The organism is Mesorhizobium sp. WSM4306 (genome assembly GCF_007003975.1).
In the GTDB taxonomy this organism is placed as follows: Bacteria; Pseudomonadota; Alphaproteobacteria; order Rhizobiales; family Rhizobiaceae; genus Mesorhizobium.
On sequence record NZ_VFTC01000001.1, the window covers coordinates 30,291 to 48,300 of the forward strand.

Annotated in this window: 18 protein-coding genes and 1 tRNA gene; 5 read left to right on the plus strand and 14 right to left on the minus strand. The window is 61.3% G+C overall.

The features are described 5' to 3' along the window. The first annotated feature begins 86 nt into the window (after positions 1 to 86). Entirely contained in the window at positions 87 to 506 is a 420-nt protein-coding gene (locus FJV77_RS00150; protein WP_142864870.1) for a hypothetical protein, read from the plus strand. 55 nt (positions 507 to 561) lie between these two features. Here FJV77_RS00150 and FJV77_RS00155 read toward each other — a convergent pair whose 3' ends face one another. Further along, the gene (locus FJV77_RS00155) at positions 562 to 870 is read right to left on the minus strand and encodes a BA14K family protein (RefSeq protein WP_142864871.1); all 309 of its coding nucleotides are present in this window, start codon (positions 868 to 870) and stop codon (positions 562 to 564) included. A gap of 270 nt (positions 871 to 1,140) precedes the next feature. Continuing rightward, positions 1,141 to 1,308 (minus strand): hypothetical protein, encoded by a 168-nt coding sequence (locus FJV77_RS00160; RefSeq protein ID WP_142864872.1) that lies wholly within the window; start codon positions 1,306 to 1,308, stop codon positions 1,141 to 1,143. Positions 1,309 to 1,465: 157 nt separating this feature from the next. On the opposite strand from FJV77_RS00160, the gene FJV77_RS00165 reads away from it, so the two are divergent. Continuing rightward, positions 1,466 to 1,541, plus strand: a tRNA-Thr gene (locus FJV77_RS00165). A gap of 127 nt (positions 1,542 to 1,668) precedes the next feature. Here the strand turns inward: FJV77_RS00165 and FJV77_RS00170 are convergent. The 4 genes from FJV77_RS00170 to FJV77_RS00185 form a co-directional block, all read right to left on the minus strand. Further along, positions 1,669 to 2,223: a DUF2569 family protein gene (locus FJV77_RS00170; protein WP_142864873.1), complete on the minus strand. Its 555-nt coding sequence runs from the start codon at positions 2,221 to 2,223 to the stop codon at positions 1,669 to 1,671. A gap of 147 nt (positions 2,224 to 2,370) precedes the next feature. After that, positions 2,371 to 3,057: a TetR/AcrR family transcriptional regulator gene (locus FJV77_RS00175; RefSeq protein ID WP_142864874.1), complete on the minus strand. Its 687-nt coding sequence runs from the start codon at positions 3,055 to 3,057 to the stop codon at positions 2,371 to 2,373. A gap of 65 nt (positions 3,058 to 3,122) precedes the next feature. Then, complete coding sequence (locus FJV77_RS00180; RefSeq protein ID WP_142864875.1) at positions 3,123 to 4,550, minus strand: amidase; 1,428 nt, start codon at positions 4,548 to 4,550, stop codon at positions 3,123 to 3,125. Between the two features lie 104 nt (positions 4,551 to 4,654). Continuing rightward, a complete protein-coding gene (locus tag FJV77_RS00185) occupies positions 4,655 to 5,689 on the minus strand; it encodes an extracellular solute-binding protein (RefSeq protein ID WP_142864876.1) in 1,035 nt (344 codons plus the stop codon). A gap of 675 nt (positions 5,690 to 6,364) precedes the next feature. Between FJV77_RS00185 and FJV77_RS00190 the strand changes: the two genes are divergently transcribed. Both FJV77_RS00190 and FJV77_RS00195 read left to right on the plus strand, forming a co-directional pair. After that, positions 6,365 to 7,132: an NAD kinase gene (locus tag FJV77_RS00190; RefSeq protein WP_142864877.1), complete on the plus strand. Its 768-nt coding sequence runs from the start codon at positions 6,365 to 6,367 to the stop codon at positions 7,130 to 7,132. 191 nt (positions 7,133 to 7,323) lie between these two features. Beyond that, positions 7,324 to 8,934, plus strand: coding sequence for a DEAD/DEAH box helicase (locus tag FJV77_RS00195; RefSeq protein ID WP_185970155.1), 1,611 nt, complete (start codon positions 7,324 to 7,326; stop codon positions 8,932 to 8,934). Between the two features lie 67 nt (positions 8,935 to 9,001). Here the strand turns inward: FJV77_RS00195 and FJV77_RS00200 are convergent, their stop codons facing one another. The 4 genes from FJV77_RS00200 to FJV77_RS00215 all read right to left on the minus strand — a co-directional run bounded on the left by FJV77_RS00200 (position 9,002) and on the right by FJV77_RS00215 (position 12,041). Beyond that, entirely contained in the window at positions 9,002 to 9,610 is a 609-nt protein-coding gene (locus tag FJV77_RS00200) for a hypothetical protein (protein ID WP_142864878.1), read from the minus strand. Between the two features lie 237 nt (positions 9,611 to 9,847). After that, positions 9,848 to 10,498: an OmpA family protein gene (locus FJV77_RS00205; RefSeq protein WP_142864879.1), complete on the minus strand. Its 651-nt coding sequence runs from the start codon at positions 10,496 to 10,498 to the stop codon at positions 9,848 to 9,850. Positions 10,499 to 10,654: 156 nt separating this feature from the next. Then, the gene (locus tag FJV77_RS00210; RefSeq protein WP_142864880.1) at positions 10,655 to 11,023 is read right to left on the minus strand and encodes a GFA family protein; all 369 of its coding nucleotides are present in this window, start codon (positions 11,021 to 11,023) and stop codon (positions 10,655 to 10,657) included. A 127-nt stretch (positions 11,024 to 11,150) separates the two neighbouring features. Beyond that, positions 11,151 to 12,041: a LysR family transcriptional regulator gene (locus tag FJV77_RS00215; RefSeq protein ID WP_142864881.1), complete on the minus strand. Its 891-nt coding sequence runs from the start codon at positions 12,039 to 12,041 to the stop codon at positions 11,151 to 11,153. A 104-nt stretch (positions 12,042 to 12,145) separates the two neighbouring features. Here FJV77_RS00215 and FJV77_RS00220 point away from each other — a divergent pair, with 104 nt between their 5' ends. Then, positions 12,146 to 13,015 (plus strand): NmrA/HSCARG family protein, encoded by an 870-nt coding sequence (locus tag FJV77_RS00220; protein ID WP_142864882.1) that lies wholly within the window; start codon positions 12,146 to 12,148, stop codon positions 13,013 to 13,015. Between the two features lie 133 nt (positions 13,016 to 13,148). Here the strand turns inward: FJV77_RS00220 and FJV77_RS00225 are convergent, their stop codons facing one another. From FJV77_RS00225 to FJV77_RS00240, 4 genes are all read right to left on the minus strand, one after another. Further along, complete coding sequence (locus FJV77_RS00225) at positions 13,149 to 13,526, minus strand: hypothetical protein (protein ID WP_112564358.1); 378 nt, start codon at positions 13,524 to 13,526, stop codon at positions 13,149 to 13,151. Positions 13,527 to 13,791: 265 nt separating this feature from the next. Further along, positions 13,792 to 14,199, minus strand: a complete 408-nt coding sequence (locus FJV77_RS00230; protein WP_142864883.1) for a GFA family protein — start codon at positions 14,197 to 14,199, stop codon at positions 13,792 to 13,794. 77 nt (positions 14,200 to 14,276) lie between these two features. Continuing rightward, a protein-coding gene (prfB, locus tag FJV77_RS00235; protein WP_096445560.1) for a peptide chain release factor 2 occupies positions 14,277 to 15,408 on the minus strand; the annotation gives its coding sequence in 2 pieces (ribosomal slippage) (positions 14,277 to 15,341 and positions 15,343 to 15,408; 1,131 coding nt in all). A gap of 129 nt (positions 15,409 to 15,537) precedes the next feature. After that, a complete protein-coding gene (locus FJV77_RS00240) occupies positions 15,538 to 17,994 on the minus strand; it encodes a penicillin-binding protein 1A (RefSeq protein WP_142864884.1) in 2,457 nt (818 codons plus the stop codon). Positions 17,995 to 18,010 lie beyond the last annotated feature (16 nt).

Here is an 18,010-nt window from a genome sequence, read left to right on the forward strand (position 1 = left end):
GACTTTCGCAAAATCGCTGTACATCGCCGGCCGCATGGACGTTGCCCGCCTTGCCGCGGCTTTCGCAGGCATGCAAAAGGGCGAGCATGCAAAAAACGATCCAGCTTTTGCTCTTCGCTTGCCTTTGCGGTTGCGTGGCGACGAAACCGCCATCACCTGAACCCGCCGCGAGCCAGCGCGCCGATCCGATTGCGGTCTCGCTCGCCCTGGAGGAGACCATCACCATCGGCGTGCGCCAGCACTTGAAAAACCCGGTGACGGCGAGGTTCGGACCCATACTTGCCGGTGAGCGCACGGTGAACGGCCGCAAAGAGATCGTGGTATGCGGCTCTGTAGATGACAGGAACGCTGCCGGCGGCTCTGCTGACTACGAGCCTTTCCTTGGCAGGATTTACCCGGATGCCGACGACAGCTTCCAACTCGCTGCAATGGGCAACACGCCGCAAGGGGCGATCGCGGATGCCTGCCGCGCGGCAGGGTTGCCGATCGACGCACAGAAATCCTAGCGTGAATGAAAAAAGGGGCTGTGGAGCCCCTTCTTCATTGCCTGAAACCGACCTGTTAGAGGCGGCAGTAGTGGCGATAGCCGTCGTAGCCGACATAGGTGTCGGAGTACGGATCGTAGCTGGCGTAGCGGTTCGCGCAGCGGCGGACGTGCCAGGAGCCACCTTCGTCGTCGACATAGACGGTGTGCGGCTGCTGGCTGAGCAGGCTGCCGAGCACGAAGCCGCCAACGCCGGCGGCGATGCCGATGCCGATTTCGCGGTTGTGGTGATGGCTGTGGGCGGCCGAGGGCTGGACGGTGCCGACCAGCGAGGTGGCGGCGACGGTGCTGGCAATGAGTGCCGAAGCGATTTTGCGCGTGAACATGATGATCTCCTTGTTTCGTTGCTAGAGGCGATCCATCCGCCTCTTGATCATCTGTCGTTGCGGCGCCGAAAAAGGTTCGAAGGGTTTTTGATTTTTTTCTCGGCCGGCAAAAATGCTGTTGAGGCAAGGATCTCGTCGCTCGGTGGACCTTGGCGCCACAGCGAAAGGTTCGAGGGTTTTGCGATTAGTGAGTAGGCGGTAGGGATTAGGTTGGACCCTGTCCTAGCCCTACTCACTACTCACTACTGACTATTCCCTACTCACTCTCTGTCACCCCATCCCCGTGACATGTCGCAGCCAGAACGCCATAGCGATAAAACCGACGATGGTGGCGATGCCGGTCCAGTCGATATTGGCGCTCTTCACGTCCTTGATGAGCTTCACCACGAGAAACCAGGCGATGACGACGAGCGGGAGAATGATGACAAGTCTGATCATGCGAGCCCCCTAACAGGCGATTGCACCTTGATGAGATGTAGGAACGGAATTGGCGGTTTTCAGCATGGCGGCGCCAGCCGGCCCGGCGGGTCCATTAGCAATCGAAAACGGAGTTTTATCTTTACTGGCGCGGCAAATATGCTAACCGGAGCGCCGTGCCCTTGTAGCTCAGCTGGTAGAGCAGCGGTTTTGTAAACCGAAGGTCGGCGGTTCGATTCCGTCCGGGGGCACCATCCTTCGCCCTTCGAGCTTCGGATGGCGGGCCACCCGAAGCTCGTTAGCCGTCCTCCGAAGCCTCGGCGAAGGAGGATGATCGGCACCACAGCAGGCCAACTCGCAACCTTCGACCCAGCCGACCTTCTAAGAGAACGTCGCAGCCTGAGTGGCTGCCGTATCGCCACTGAACGTGTTTCTCACCCTCACCGATCTGTAGACATAAGCGGCCCAGACCCCGGTGACTATGAAGGATGCCAAAGGTGCAACCAGCGCCCCTCCGGCAAGCAAACGGTTTACCGGAACACCAAGCACAGTCGATATCCAAGCGGTGTCCAGTACGAATAAGAGAGGTATCGCAAACCAAAGACATATAAACAGTTGCGGGAAGCGATGGCTTCGCCGAAGCATCGAAACAAGCACGACCAGCTGAAGCACCAGAAATGCCAGATTGAGGGCGGCCTCGCCATAAACAGCCAAGGCTCCGTTAGGCACGGTAGCAAGCTGTTGGTAGGTTTTGACCATACTGGCCATGTCGACAAGTGTGCGTAGCGGCGAAAGGGACAGACTGATCGCCAGCAGGATCAACCAGCCGCCAAATCCCACCAGGTCTTCCGGGCTCTGTGGGGATTTGCGTGACGACCGGACGGCGAAGAAAACGGGCACGCCAATCAGCAAGAGAAGTATCGCCCAATGCCACATTTGCCTGTCCCTTTGAATGCATCTCTGGGTTGTTTAACATACACCTCTGGATTGTACAGGCATTTCTGCAGGGATCAAGGCATCCCGGAGACTTTTGAGTTTAAATCGCGGACGACCCTTTCCGCCGCTCGCAAATTTGGCTCATCCTCACCCAACAAAATGCCGCGGGAACGCCTGGTGCAGCAGGAGTAGCATCGTCTTGCGCAGCACGTCGGTGTCGCGGCTGGACGGGTTGAGATGATCCCAATACCAGGCGCCGTGAACCAGATAGTTCAGGCTCTCTGACAGCGTGTCTATGTCGACGCCGGTGTAGCCGCCGTCACGGGCGATTTCTATCAGCAGATCGCGGGCTTCGGCGGTGTAGGCGAGATCGCTGGGCAAGCCGATTTCATTGTAGATCTGCATGCTCTTGCGGTCGCTGGAGAAGACGACGAACACCGAAACCCATTTCGGATGCAGGCGGGCAAAGCGCTGCGCGCAATCGACCGCGCCCAAGGCCCGTTCCACCGGCGACAGGCCGGGTGCCCGCACCAGCGTGATCCACAGCGCGTCATATTGATCGCTGAGATACTGCAGGACGGCCCGGAACAGGTTCTCCTTGCTGCGAAAATGAAAGACCACCAGCGCGTTGGACGAGCCGACATGCTCGGCAATGCGCTGCATGGTGACGCTGGCCAAGCCCTCCTCCGCGATGAGCTCGATGGTGGCATCGAGGATGCGCTGGATGCTCGCTTCGCCGCGCTCGCGCCGGCGGTCCTTAGGCGCGGCGTCGTTCGCTGCACCCTTGGTCGCCTTGCTTTTTTCCGTCTCAGCGGTGGCTTTGCGTTGCGCCATTGTCGTCAGGCCTTTCCCCGGCGAAAACATCCGCCGCTGCTTTGGCACGCCGGCTCTTCGCGGACTCAGAGCGACGGGCGTGTTCCGGCATTCATGTACCATTGACCCTGAGCCGTCTCATAGGCCATCGCCGCCCGGAAGACATCGGCATCGCTATAGGTGCGACCGACAATCTGGATGCCGGTCGGCACGCCGTTCGCGGCGCGGCCCGACGGCACGGACAGAACCGGGCAGCGGCTCAGCATGTTGAACGGCGTCGTCATCACCCAGCCCAGCGACGGGTTCACCTGCTTCCCGTTGATCTCGACCTTGCCTTTGGTCTGATCGAATTCCGCCGGCACCGCGGGAAGCGCATTGGTCGGGCAGATCAGCACATCGTATTTTTCCAGCAACGGCCCCAGCGTCTGGTACATCCTGGCCGCCACGTCCAGGGTCGCGACAAAATCCGTCGCCTTCGACTTCTGCCCATCCTGCGCGAATTGCCTGGCATAGCTGGTCATGTCCTTGCCGTGCTTGGCGAGCAGGGGCGCCAGCGAGGCGCCGAAGAGATGTTCGAGATAAGCCATGCCCGACTTGAGCACCTCGTCGCCCCAGCCAAGGTCGACCTCCTCGACGGTAGCGCCGAGCGAGCGGAACACGTCGCAGGCAGCGAGCGTGTTCTTGCGCACCTCAGGGTCGATCTCGAACGACCCGAGATCCATGGAGAAAGCGATCTTCCAGCCTTTGATCGGCTTGTAGTCGTTGGGCAGGCGCAGTTTTGGGCGCAGCGTGGCGATGTCGAGCGGGCTCGGTCCGGCCATGACATTCTGCAGCAGGATCGCGTCCCCGACATTTCGGGCGAGCGGCCCGGTGTGGCAATAGAAGTCGAGGTTGAAGGGCGGCTCGTCGGGGTTGCGGCCGTAAGGCGGCTTGAAACCGACAAGACCACAGGCCGAGGCAGGAATGCGGATCGACCCGGCAATGTCCGAGCCGGTGGCGATCGCGGATGTGCCCGAGGCCAGCGTCGCCGCCGAACCTCCCGAGGAGCCGCCTGGGGTAAAGTCCGGGTTCCAGGGGTTGCGCGTCACGCCCCAGCGCTTCGACCAGGTGTAACCGGCGCAGCTGAATTCGGGCGTCGCCGTGCGGGCGTGGACGATGCCGCCCGCTTTCATGACGCGCTCGTTCATCGTCGATGTATGGCCGCCGATAGCGTCCTTCGAAAGCAGCGAGCCATGCGAGGTCGGCTTGCCCTTGATGTAACTCTCATCCTTTATGCCGATCGGCAGGCCTTCCAGCGCCCCGGTTTTGGCGCCCTTGGCGTATTTGGCTTCCGCCTTCCTGGCGAGAGCCATCGCCTCGTCGAAATGCTCGAAAGTGAAGCAGTTGATCGTCGCCTTGGTCGCCTCCGCGCGGTCGATCGTCGCCTGCATCAGGTCGACAGGCGAAAGCTTCTTCGCCTTGAACAGCCGCAACGCCTCGCTGGCGGGCATGTAGCAAAGGTCGAGATCGGACATCAAAAATCTCCCGCGGCGGCCGGACCGCATCTGGCATGAAGAATGGCCGGGCCGCAGGGTGCGGCCCGAAGGATGATGTTGGTCAGGTTCGGTTGGCGGCGCTGCTATTTCTGCAGATCGGTCCAGATCTTGGTGTAGAGCGCCTGGACGTCGGTCGGACAGGCCGGCATGAACTGGCCCTTGTCGGCAAATTCGGCCGGAACGTCCACCTCGGGCGCCCCCTTCATGTCGTCCGGCAGGAAGGGCTCGGAGCCCTTGATGCCGTTGGCGTAGTGCGCGAAGGCCGAGATCAGCGCGGCGTTCTTCGGGTCCATGATGAAATTCTGGAAAAGCTTGGCGTTCTCGACGTTCTTTGCGTCCTTGAGCACCGCGACATTGTCCATCCAGATCGGAAAGCCTTCTTTGGGATAGCCGTAGACGATCTTGTCGTTCTCAAGCCGCTCGCGCAGCGATATGCCGTTCCAGTTAACGCCGGCGGCAATGTCGCCTCGGCCGAGGCCATCGACGGCAGCGTAATCGAGCGACAGCCATTTGCCCTTCGCCTCGACAAGCTTGTCGTGCACCTTCTTCAGCAGCGCCTTGTCGTCGGTGCAATACTTGCCGCCCTCATAGGCAATGGCCAGGAACATGATGTCCCCCATTTCGGGCACCACGTTGATCTTGCCGACGAGTTCCGGCGGCGGATCGAGGAAAATCGCCGAGGTGTTCGGGTCGCCCGCATAGACCGATTTGTTGACCGAGACGCCGGTTGTGCCCCATTGCCACGGCACTGAGTATTTGCGGCCGGGATCGAAAGGCACATCGACCCATCTCGGATCGACATTCTTGAAATTCTCCATCGTGTTGGGATCGGTTTCCAGCAGCAGGCCTTCGCTGATCCAGATCGGCATGACACTGGCCGAGGGCACGACGATGTCATAGCCGGAAGCGCCCTGGCGGACCTTGGCCAAGGCAGTGTCATTGGAATCGTAGTCGGTCACGGTGACCTTGACCTTGTAGGTCTCCTCGAACTTCTTGATCAGGTCCGGGCTTGTGTAGTTGCCCCAATTGTAGATTTGGAGTTCGCCGTCGGCCCGGGCAAAGCCGGTCATCGCCAGCAGCGACAGGCCGAGCGCCGTCGCGGTGGATTTCAGCTGCATGCTTATTGTCTCCCATTGTCGGGACCGGCGGGATTGCCGCCTCGAGTCCGTATGTTCCCTTCGTCCTGGTGGTCATTCACCGGCTTATGCCGGCTGACCAACTCGGTATGTCCACAACGGTATTAATTACTAAACATACAGTCAATATCTTTTTGCCGACACGATGACAGCATCTGCTCGGGCATCGACGACCGTTGTCGATGCCGCCGAACTCCATTGTCAGGCAGTGATGATGGATCGTCGTCGCGAGGTTGCTTGCGCGGCTTCAGCCTACAATGCGTTTTGCGGGCATGGCATGCCGGCGTCGCCGCAGCGTGAGGCTGTCGGCCTCGGCCTGGAACTCATGTCCTCGGACTGCCGCACAAGTTCGGCGAAGAGAAGCGCGAAACTTCCCAGCACGAGGAAGACGATAATCAGGCGTGTCACCGGCAATAGACAGGTCTCAACTGGCTAGCCCCCCAGCCACCCATCCTCTGCCGGCTAACATGATCGATCGGGCTTTACGAGTGTTTAAGCTCGCTCTTAACCATCACATTCGCCTCTCCGGCGACATGAAGCGAGAGAAGCTGATTTTTTGCTCCGGCGCAGCCGGGCAGGACTGGACGCTGCCTCCCTTTGCAGATGCGCCTGCCCATGCTACCCCACGCAACCGCCGCCGAGCGCCATCGGGAAATCATGAGCAACCCCAGTCTCGCCTTCGTCTCGTCCGACACCGCCGATGCCAGGGCGGCGATGGAAAGCCTGTCGGCCCGCTATGGCCAGGCCTCGTTCGAGGACGCCGAGGTGGTGGTGGCGCTGGGTGGCGACGGCTTCCTGCTGCAGACCTTGCGCGACACGATGAGCACGGGAAAGAAGGTCTACGGCATGAACCGTGGCACCATCGGTTTCCTGATGAACGAATACCGCGTCGGCGGCCTCACCGAACGCATCGCTACCGCCGTCGCCGAAACCATCCGGCCGCTGGAGATGCTGGCGGTGACGCATGAGGGCGAGACGGTTTCAGCACTTGCCATCAACGAAGTGGCGCTGTGGCGCCAATCCTATCAGACCGCAAAAATCCGCATCACCGTCGACGAACAGGTCCGGATCGAGGAACTGAACTGCGACGGCGTGATGATCGCGACGCCGGCCGGCTCCACCGCCTACAATCTGTCGGCGCACGGGCCGATCCTGCCGCTCGACGCGCCGCTGCTGGCGCTGACCCCGGTGAGCCCGTTCCGGCCGCGCCGTTGGCGGGGTGCCTTGTTGTCCAACAAGGCGACCGTTCGCTTCGATATTCTGGAGCCGGAAAAGCGGCCGGTGAACGCCGCCGCCGACCACACCGAGGTCAAGGCGGTGACTTCCGTTACGGTTCGGGAATCGCCGACCGCGACGGCGACGCTGCTGTTTGACCCCAACCATTCGTGGAACGAACGCATTCTCGCCGAGCAGTTTCGCTATTGAGCCGGCGCAAAAAGACACTACCTGATTAAGCATCGCGATTAAGCTTACGTTTCACAATCGCACCAATCCCGCCCGTTTCTGTTGACAAATCGCGGGCTTGCGCCTAATCGCAATACCAATCTTGCAGGCACGCTGTGCTTGCCGCGACGAATGCCGTTGCGCTTCCCCGAACCAGCCAAAGACAACAACACTTGTCCTCAGACACCACGACCGCTCCAGAAGCGTTGACCTTTTCAGACCTCGGCCTGTCGCCCAAGGTCCTTTCCGCAGTCACCGATGCCGGCTACACCCAGCCGACGCCGATCCAGGCCGGCGCCATCCCGCATGCGCTGCTCGGCAAGGATATTCTGGGCATCGCCCAGACCGGCACCGGCAAAACCGCCTCCTTCGTCCTGCCGATGCTGACCCGCCTCGAAAAAGGCCGGGCCCGCGCCCGTATGCCGCGCACGCTGATCCTCGAGCCGACGCGCGAGCTCGCCGCGCAGGTCGAAGAGAATTTCATCCGATACGGCAAGAACCACAAGCTCAACATTGCGCTCCTGATCGGCGGCGTCTCCTTCGACGAGCAGGACAAGAAGCTGGAGCGCGGCGCCGACGTGCTGATCGCCACGCCCGGCCGCCTGCTCGACCACCGCGAACGCGGCAAGCTGTTGCTCAACGGCGTCGAGATCCTCGTCATCGACGAGGCCGACCGCATGCTCGACATGGGCTTCATCCCCGACATCGAGCGCATCTGCGAAATGATCCCGTTCACAAGGCAGACGCTGTTCTTCTCGGCGACGATGCCGCCGGAGATCACCAAGCTCACCGAAAAGTTTCTGCATGCGCCGGTGCGCGTCGAGGTCTCCAAGGCCGCGTCGACCGCCACCAGCATCATCCAGCGCCTTGTCAAGTCCGGCTCGAAGCCGTGGGACAAGCGCGAGACGCTGCGCAATCTGATGAAGGCCGAAGACGCCGAGTTGAAGAACGCCATCATCTTCTGCAACCGCAAGGTAGAAGTGTCGGAACTGTTCCGCTCGCTTCTGAAGTATGATTTCGATGCCGGGGCCCTGCATGGCGACATGGATCAGCGCGCCCGCATGCAGATGCTGGCCAATTTCCGCGACGGCAAGCTGCGCTATCTCGTAGCGTCCGACGTCGCCGCGCGTGGCCTCGACATCCCCGATGTCAGCCACGTCTTCAATTACGACGTGCCGATCCACGCCGAAGACTATGTCCACCGCATTGGCCGCACCGGCCGCGCCGGACGCTCGGGCAAATCCTTCACCATCGCCACCAAGTCGGACACCAAATACATCGACGCCATCGAGCGGCTGATCGGCAACAAGATCGAGTGGCATGACGGCGACCTGTCGACGGTGGTCGCCAGCGAAGGCAGCGAGGACGAAGCGCCCCGCCGTGGCCGTGGCGCCCCGCGCCGCGCCGGTCGCAAGGATGAAGACCGCAAGGCCCACGATCGCAAAGACAGCGGCGAACGCAAACCACGCGAGCACCACGCGAAGCGCAACGATGACGCCCCGGCGGATGCCGCGCGCGAGGAACAGCCGGTCGTAGCCGAAGCCGCAGTCGCCGACATTGGCGAACGGCGTCAGCGCAAGGAAGCGATCCGCTCCGAAAACAGCGAGCGCAAGGTCTCCGATCGCAACAACGAGAACCGTGCTCCCGAACGCGGCGACACCAGGCCGCAGCGTGCCAACAACAGCCGCCCTGCCCGCAACAACCGCGGCGGCGACGACAATGACGGCACCGTCGGCTTCGGCGATGACATGCCGGCCTTCATGAAGATCGTCGCCAAGGTCTGATTTCCGGTTTCGTTTTCGCAAGGCAAGCCGATCACCCGGCTTGCCTGCCGCGATCACATCTGTGCCGTCACATCGGGCCGGGCATCATCTTGGTCGGTTTTTCCAGCATCGGAAACTCGGCCTTGCTGCATTTCACGTTCGAATTCGTCGGGCTGAACATGCCGTTCGGATTGTCCCTGAACAGCCAGGCATGAAGGTCGTAGTGGACAAACTCCCTCGGAATGAGCGGATAGTGCCCTTCCATCGGTCCCATGAAGGTCTGGCCAAAGAGTTTTGGAGCTTCCTTGGTGTCTGGCGTCAGGGGCACCAGCCATTCCACGCCAACCAACTTCAAGCCTTTCTTGGTCGGCTCGTAGATCAGCACGTTGGGACGCATCGGATCGAGTTTCTGACCGACACTCGGGACGTTGACGAAATGGATGCCCATAGCGCCCTTCGGATAGTCCATTGCGCCGGCGATCTTTTCCCCGGAGTAGTAGACGCACCCGACGGTCGACAGATAAAGGTCGCGGATGGCGACCGTGTAGTCCTCATATTTGGCGAGCGATTTCTTCAAGGCTTCGATGTCGGCCTTGTTGGCATCTTCGGCGCGAGCCGTGGCGGCCGCGCACCAAACAGAGACTAGACCTGTCAAAACGACGGCGCCGCAACGCCCGAGGCGAGCTGTTCTTGTCATGCATTCCTCCCAGATTCATAATCTGGCCGTGCAGGACCGGGGCGGAAAGAATGCTGACTGCGCGGCCGATTGTACCGCCCCATCCCCTTTGGAACAGCGCTGATGCTAGTCCTTTCCAAGGTCTGCGGGAAGACAATATTAGAAAAATCTAATGCTTTAGATCGTTTGGCGGATCACAGGAGCCAAAATGAAAACGGCCCCTTGCGGGACCGTCTTCGCATTTCGATGCTGACCTGATCAGGTAAGCGGCGAAAGCTGGATCTCGACGCGCCGGTTCTGCGCTCGGCCGGCCGTCGTCGCATTGGATGCGATCGGGCGGGTCTTGCCGAAGCCGGTGACGGCGAAACGGCGCGAATCGACGCCCTGTCCCGACAGATAGTTGGCGACAGCCAGAGCGCGGCGCTGCGACAGATCGAAATTGTGCTCGTCGCCACCGGTCGAATCGGTGTGGCCGAACACGTCGACCGTGGTCTGGCGGAACTTGTTCAGCACCAGCGCCACCGAATTCAGCACCTGGTAGAAGCCGGGCTTCACCGCATCCTGGTCGACGTTGAAGGTGATGTCGGACGGCATGTTGAGGATGATCTGGTCACCGGTGCGGGTGACGCTGACACCGGTGCCCTGCAGTTGGCGGCGCAATTCAGCCTCGTTCTGGTCCATCGTGGCGCCGATGGCGCCGCCGGCCAGCGCGCCGATACCGGCCCCGATCAGCGCATTGCGGCGGTCATTGCCGCCGGCAAGCAGACCAAGGCTGGCGCCGGCCAAGGCACCAAGGCCTGCACCCGCGGCGGTGTTGGAAATCTTCTGATCGCCGGTATACGGATCAGTGGTCGTGCAGGCGCTCACCAGCACAGCCGTCGCAACGGCGACGAGCACAGTCTTTTTCATGAGATAACGTCCCTCTCCAAACCGCGGCCTTTGCGGCCCGCGCATATCATCAGCCCTTCCATGGGTCTTGTACCATGAAATACGGCGAAAAGCGGAACGGCGAAAGCGGCTTTTCCCCCGCTTGCGCCGCTCTTCGGCTTCGGTGGATGGGGCCGACTACCAGAGATTCTTGCCGTCGATGACGACCACCTCAACCTTGTCGAGGTCGAAATCGTCGAACAGCCGCGAATTGACCGATATCTTGGGGTTGTCGAAGTCGGGTTTGCCGGTCGACCAGTCCGGCGTTTCGGTGAAGGTGCCGCAGCCGCAAATGGCGCAAAACCCGTGTTTGACGGTCTTCGATCCCCATTGATAGACGGAGACATTCTTTGCCGGGCTGGTGAGCTTGAATTGCGACGGAACGTAGTAGGCCCACAGCGAGCCGCGCTTGGAGCAGAACGAGCAGGTGCATTGCGTTACTGTCTCGGGCGCCTGCGAAACCTCGAATGTCGTCGCCCTGCAGTGACAGCTGGCCTTGATGGTCATGAAAAGCTTTCCTCTGCGTTGCCCCCTATGTGGCAAAGGCACCATAAAGGAAGGCTCCTGACAACTGTCTGTCAGCAGGCTCTGATCGACAGAGCCGAGCGGCGTTCTGGCTGAAGCGGGTCCGTCGTCACCTGCCAATATAGGCGGCTAGTTCGTCCGGCGTCCCATTTGGGAAAGCCTGCTTTAGAAAATCCAGGAATGCCGACACTCGCGCGCTGAGCAGCCGCCGAGATGGGTAGAGCGTCCATAGAGAGATCTCGGGGCCGTCAATATCCCCCCAATTCACCAATGTGCCGTCAGCCAGGTCGTGGGCCACCAACGAAATGGGAAGCCGTCCTGCGCCGACGCCGGCTCGCACCGCATCCCGGACCATGATGAGCGTTGATAAAGCGAGGACAGGTTCGATTCTAATTGTTGACCGGCCACCTGGTGTCTTCACCTGCCAAGTTTGCGGCTCAGCTGTCCCGCGCGCAACGCCAGGAGCGGCGAGCCCAGCGGTCGTACGAGGAAGGTTGGGGCTCGCCACAACGACCAGGCGGTCGCGGAGAAACGCTCGCCCGACCAGGCTTTCGTCGGGATCTGGATTGACCCGGATTACCAGATCGTAGCCTTCCTCGATCATGTCCACATGCCGGTCCTCAGTCGTCACTTCAAGCCTCACCTCCGGATACTTGAGGGCAAACCCGGCAGCGATCCTCCCCATTGCGGTCTGCGAAAAATGCAAAGGCGCGCTGATCCGTAATCTGCCCCTGGGTCTCTGACCGCCCGAGGCAATCGCCGAAGCCGTCTCGTCCAGCTCGGCAAGCAACGCCCCCGTCCGCTCGAAGAGCGCCCGTCCTTCCTCGGTAAGCTTCAGGTTACGGGCACCCCGTTCAAACAGACGCAGATCAAGACTGCTTTCCAAGTCTCCAACGCGCCGGGACAGCGTTGCCTTGGGCCGGCCGGTGGCCCTTGCCGCTTTGCCGAAGCCACCATGGCGGGCAACGAGATTGAAATCGGTGAGGGCAAGAAGATCCATGAAGTGTCCCGCTAGTGAGACGATGTGTCTAAAATTTCCGTCTACCGGGGGCTTTGTGAGCCACTCATATTGGAGGTGTCAAGCAATCCAACAGGAGAAATTTCATGACCATTCTCGTTACCGGCGCCACGGGCAATATTGGCCGCCAAGTCGTCGAACACCTCGTCAAGCGCGGCGCCGACGTCCGTGCTCTCGTGCGCGATCCGTCGAAGGCCAGCTTCCCGGCAGGCGTATCCGTCGTGCAAGGGGACTTTCTCGACGTCGACTCGCTGCGCAAAGCCATGTCTGGGGTTTCCACGCTGTTCCTCTTGAACGCCGTGGTACCGGATGAATTCACCCAAGCTTTGATCGCGCTGAACGTCGCCCGATCGGCCGGCATCGAGCGGATCGTCTATCTGTCGGTGATCCACGCCGACGTCTATGTGAACGTGCCGCATTTCGCGGGCAAGTTCGGCGTCGAGCGAATGATCGAGCAGATGGACTTCAAGGCTACGATCTTGCGCCCGGCTTACTTCATCCAGAACGATCTGATGGTCGAAGACATCATCACCGGCTATGGCACCTACCCAATGCCGATCGGCGCCAAGGGTCTCGCCATGATCGACGCCCGTGATATCGCCGAGATCGCCGCTCTTGAGCTGCTGCGCCGCGAACAGTCCGAGGAGCCGCTTGCGCTCGACCGGATCAACCTCGTCGGTCCGCAGAGACTGACCGGGACGGATATTGCCGCAATCTGGTCAGACGTGCTTGCCCGCCCGATCAGCTACAGCGGCGACAATACAGAGGGCTTTGAGCAAAATCTCAAGCAGTTCTTGCCCGCCTGGATGGCCTACGACATGCGCCTGATGGGCGAACGCTTCTCCACCGACGGGATGCTGCCTGAGGCCGGCGACGTCGAGCGCCTGACGGCGCTTCTGGGCCGTCCACTGCGCTCATATCGCGACTTCGCCTCAGCAGTCGCTGCTCCCGTGTGACGCAAGCACAAAAACACCTAAGGCTGAGAAGCGCTTGCCAGTGCCATGGATGGCCTCACGTCACATGCCAGCCTTCTCAGCAAAAATGTTCTGGAACTACGGCCTGCCTTCCGATGAACTTTGTCAACAGCCGTCAGTAGGAACGCGGCGGTACGAACAGACAGATCGTCTTGCCGGCGTCGAGACCAGCCTGGTGCGCGCACCAGTGGAAATCGCCGTCGGGTGAGTCCTTGACCCGCTTGTCGCTCATCGGAACGACCTCCCCCGTTCCGGCGATGACATAGCCCTCGGGTTTTTCCAGCACCTCGCCCGTATGGGTGGTGCGGCAGTCATAGTTGGCGCAGCAGGCGAAGGGATAACTCCAGCCTTGCGGCTTCGCCGCGGTCGGCTTGGCGTCATGGGCGAAGCCGGGTGCTGTCAGCACCGCGATCGCGCCGATCACGAACAGGGAAAACAGAAGTCGGCCAGCCGGTTGAACGGCTCTGGCCGATCGGACTATGGCAGCAGACATGGAAACGTTCCTTTCAAGCGAGCATCAAGCGTTTGCTTGCCCGTTCTTGGAACGTGTCTTCCCAGTGGCCGAATCGTCAGCTCGCAGATACGCCGCGTCCGGCCATAAATGCTTTTCCTCAGCCCGGGATGCTGAGCTGATTCCTTGGTCGGCGCAAGAAGTGCACAGGTACTACAGTGCCGCACCCCGCGCGCCGACATCTGCCGTCCAAAAGGGTGCGCCGGCTTGGTTAATGAGAGGTTAACGACGCGGCGTCCAAGAGGCGTTAGCCGTCGGAGGCGTGTCCTTCATATTGCGGCAGGTCGTCGGCGATGGTGAACCACGGCGCCTTGGAGCCGACGAAAATATGCGCGGTCGGCCGGATGGTGGGATCGTCGACCAACGTGCCCATGGCGACATGGACATAGGCGCCGTCGCGGACCAGCGAATAGAGCAGCGAGCCGCAGCGGCTGCAATGCGCATCGTAGCCGCTGTCGTCGCCGAAATGGATGAGCCCGTGATGCCCTTCGGCAAGGGCGAACTTGTCGCGTTCGATGCCGGCGAACGGCTTGAAAGCCGAACCCGTGGTGCGCCGGCAGTTCGAACAATGGCAGTTCGCGGCATAGACGAATTCGTCCGCCACCTCATAGTGGACCGCGCCGCAGAAGCATTTTCCAGTGAGCTTGCGAGACATAATTTCTCCTTCGCTCCCCACCCAAGGATATATTCAGATTCAGGTCAGGCCGGCCTCACCTGAATATGGGACATATCCTAGTCTAGATCCGCAACCGCTTCGCCGGCGCCGCCTTCGATGCGCTGCGACAGCGAGGCTTCCATGAAGTCGTCGAGATCGCCGTCGAGCACGCTCGACGGGCTGGTGCTTTCGACACCGGTGCGCAGGTCCTTCACCAGCTGGTAGGGCTGCAGCACGTAGGAGCGGATCTGGTGGCCCCAGCCGATGTCGCTCTTCGACGCCTCGGTGGCATTGGCCACCGCTTCACGCTTCTTCAGCTCTTCTTCGTAGAGCCGCGAGCGCAGCATTTCCCAAGCCTTGGCCTTGTTCTTGTGCTGCGAGCGTTCGGCCTGGCAGGCGACCGCAATGCCCGTGGCGATATGGGTGATGCGGACCGCCGAGTCCGTCGTGTTGACGTGCTGGCCGCCCGAACCGGACGAGCGATAGGTGTCGATGCGCACGTCGGATTCAGAGACGTCGATCTCGATCCTGTCATCGACAACCGGATAGACCCAGATGCTGGAGAAGGAGGTATGGCGGCGCGCATTGCTGTCATAGGGCGAAATGCGCACCAGGCGATGGACGCCGGATTCGGTCTTCAGCCAGCCATAGGCATTATGGCCCTTGATCAGCAGCGTGGCGGACTTGATGCCGGCCTCTTCGCCGTCATGCACTTCCAACACCTCGACCTTGAACCGGCGCCGTTCGGCCCAGCGCGTATACATGCGCAACAGCATCGAGGCCCAGTCCTGGCTCTCGGTGCCGCCGGCGCCGGCATGAACTTCGAGATAGGTGTCGTTGGCGTCGGCTTCGCCCGACAGCAGCGTCTCGACCTGGCGGGCCTTGGCCTCCCCTTGCATCGAGCGGATGGCAGCTTCGGCTTCGGCAATGACGCCTTCGTCGCCCTCTTCCTCGCCAAGCTCGATCAGGCCGATATTGTCTTCCAGCGCCTGGGTCAGGCCCTTGACCGCCGCGATGCCTTCTTCGAGGCCCTGGCGTTCTCGCATCAGCTTTTGCGCTTCCAGCGGTTCGTTCCAGAGGCTGGCGTCTTCAGCCCGCACATTCAGGTATTCAAGCCGCTTTATGGCCTGATCCCAGTCAAAGATGCCTCCTCAGCAGGGTTATCGCCTGCCTGATCTCGTCGACAATGTTCTGCGTTTCCGCGCGCATGGCTGGTTGTTCTGTCCTGTTTTTGAAGTGGCGCTTGGGTCGGCGCGATACATAGGGACGGCATTGCTGCCTGTAAAGCGAAATGGGCCGGCTCAACAAGCCAGCCCACTCAACATGAGAAATCAGATCTCAGTAAAGCCCGCCGCCGGGCGCCTGGATGGCTTGCGAAGCCTCCGGCGACAGCGGTCCGCCGGCGCCATTGGAGCCGTCGGCGCCCATGCCGATAACCCAATAGCTGTCGGCGGGGCCGGTGCCCGGCTTGAAGGCTTCGATGATGGTGCCGGGATCACCCGACGCGGCACGCATGCCGGTCTTGCGGTTGATGGCGACCAGGTTCATGCCTTCCGGCACCTTGAAGTCGACATTGGGCGTGCCGTCCAGCGCCACGCGCATGAAGTCCTTGAAGATAGGCGCCGCCAGACCGCCACCGGTCGCGCCATGGCCGAGGCCGCGCGGTGTGTCGTAGCCCATGTAAAGGCCGACGACGAGGTTCGGCGTATAGCCGATGAACCAGGCGTCCTTCTCGTCATTGGTCGTGCCGGTCTTGCCGGCAATGTGACGGCCAAGTTCCGCGATGGTGGCGCCGGTACCGCGCTGGACGACGCCTTCCATCATCGAGGTGATCTGGTAGGCAGTCATCGGGTCGAGCACCTGCTCGGAATTGTCAACCAGTTCCGGTTCGGACTGGTTGTTCCATTCGGACGCATTGCAGCCTTCGCAGCCGCGCTCGTCCTGCTTGAACACAGTCTTGCCATAGCGGTCCTGGATGCGGTCGATGAGCGAGGGTTTGATCGACTTGCCGCCATTGGCCATGATCGAATAGGCCGACACCATGCGCATGACGGTCGTCTCGCCGGAGCCTAGCGCCATCGGCAGATACGGCGCCAGATGGTCGTAGACGCCAAAACGCTCGGCATATTCCACCACCAGCTTCATGCCCATGTCGTTGGCCAGCCGCACCGTCATCAAATTGCGCGACTTTTCGATGCCGGAGCGCAAGGTCGCGGGGCCGGCGACCGTGCCGTCATAGTTCTTCGGCGTCCAGGTCGTGTTGCCGCTCTGGATGGTGATCGGTCCGTCCATGATCACCGAGGCCGGCGTATAGCCATTGTCGAGCGCTGCCGAATAGACGATCGGCTTGAATGACGAGCCCGGCTGGCGCATCGCCTGCGTGGCGCGGTTGAATTCCGACTGCGCATAGGAGAAGCCGCCGACCATGGCCAGCACGCGGCCGGTATGCGGATCCATGGCGATCAGGCCGCCCTCCACTTCCGGCGCCTGGCGCAGCGTATAGGCGCCTTCCGAACCTTCATTTTTCTGCACGAAGATGACATCGCCCGGCTGCAGCACGTCGGCCGGCGACTTCGCCTTGACCGTCTTGCCGTCGACCACATGGCGCATGGCAAAGCTCATGTCTTCCTTGCTGACGGTACCTTCGACGCGTTCCTTGACGATATCGCCTGAAATCTGCCGCGTCGGCTGCAGGCCGATGGAAAGGCCGGTATCCGAGCTGTCGAGCACGACGGCAAGCGACCATTCCGGCACGTCCTCCAGCCCCTTGACGGCGCCCAGCGCCACGCCCCAGTCGCCGGAAGCATCGATGTGCTTCACCGGTCCGCGATAGCCGCGCAGCGTATCGTATTTGAGCAAGCCGTTCTGCATCGACTTGCGGGCGATGAGCTGGATCTTCGGATCGAGCGTCGTGCGCACCGACAGGCCGCCCTCATAGAGCGCGTTCTCGCCATAGCGGGAGATGATCTGACGGCGCACTTCCTCGGTGAAGTATTCGCCCGCGAACAGGTATGAGCCGTTGCGGCGCGGTGTGACGCCGAGTGGCTCGGCCTTGGCCTTGTCGCCCTCCTCACGCGTCACGTAGCCGTTCTCGACCATCTGGTCGATGACCCAGTTGCGGCGCTCGATGGCGCGGTCGGCATGCTTGAAGGGATGGTAGTTGTTGGGACCTTTCGGCAGCGACGCCAGATAGGCGGCTTCCGCGACGGTGAGTTCGTTGACCGACTTGTCGAAATAGGTCAGCGCCGCGCCCGCGACGCCATAGGCGCCGAAGCCGAAGAAGATCTCGTTGAGGTAGAGCTCGAGGATGCGGTCCTTCGAATAGGCCTGCTCGATGCGGAAGGCCAGGATCATCTCCTTGATCTTGCGCTCGTAGGTCTGGTCCGAGGACAACAGGAAGTTCTTTGCCACCTGCTGGGTGATGGTCGAGGCGCCGACCTGGCGCCTGCCCGAGCCCACGTTCTGCAGGTTGACGTAGATGGCGCGGCCAAGCCCGGTGATGTCGATGCCGGGATGGTTGTAGAAATTCTTGTCCTCGGCCGACAGGAACGCCGCCTTGACCCGGTCCGGAACCGCCTGGATCGGCAGATAGAGCCGCCGTTCGCGCGCATATTCTGCCATCAGCGAGCCGTCGGAGGCATGGATGCGGGTCGTCACCGGCGGCTCGTACTTGGCCAGCACTTCGTAGTCGGGCAGGTCCTTCGACAGGTGGCTGATGTATATCGCCACGCCCGCGGCGACCAGAAGCGCCAGCGTCGTGCCGATACCAAAGAAATAGCCAATAAGACGAATCATGCCCGCTCCAGTCCGT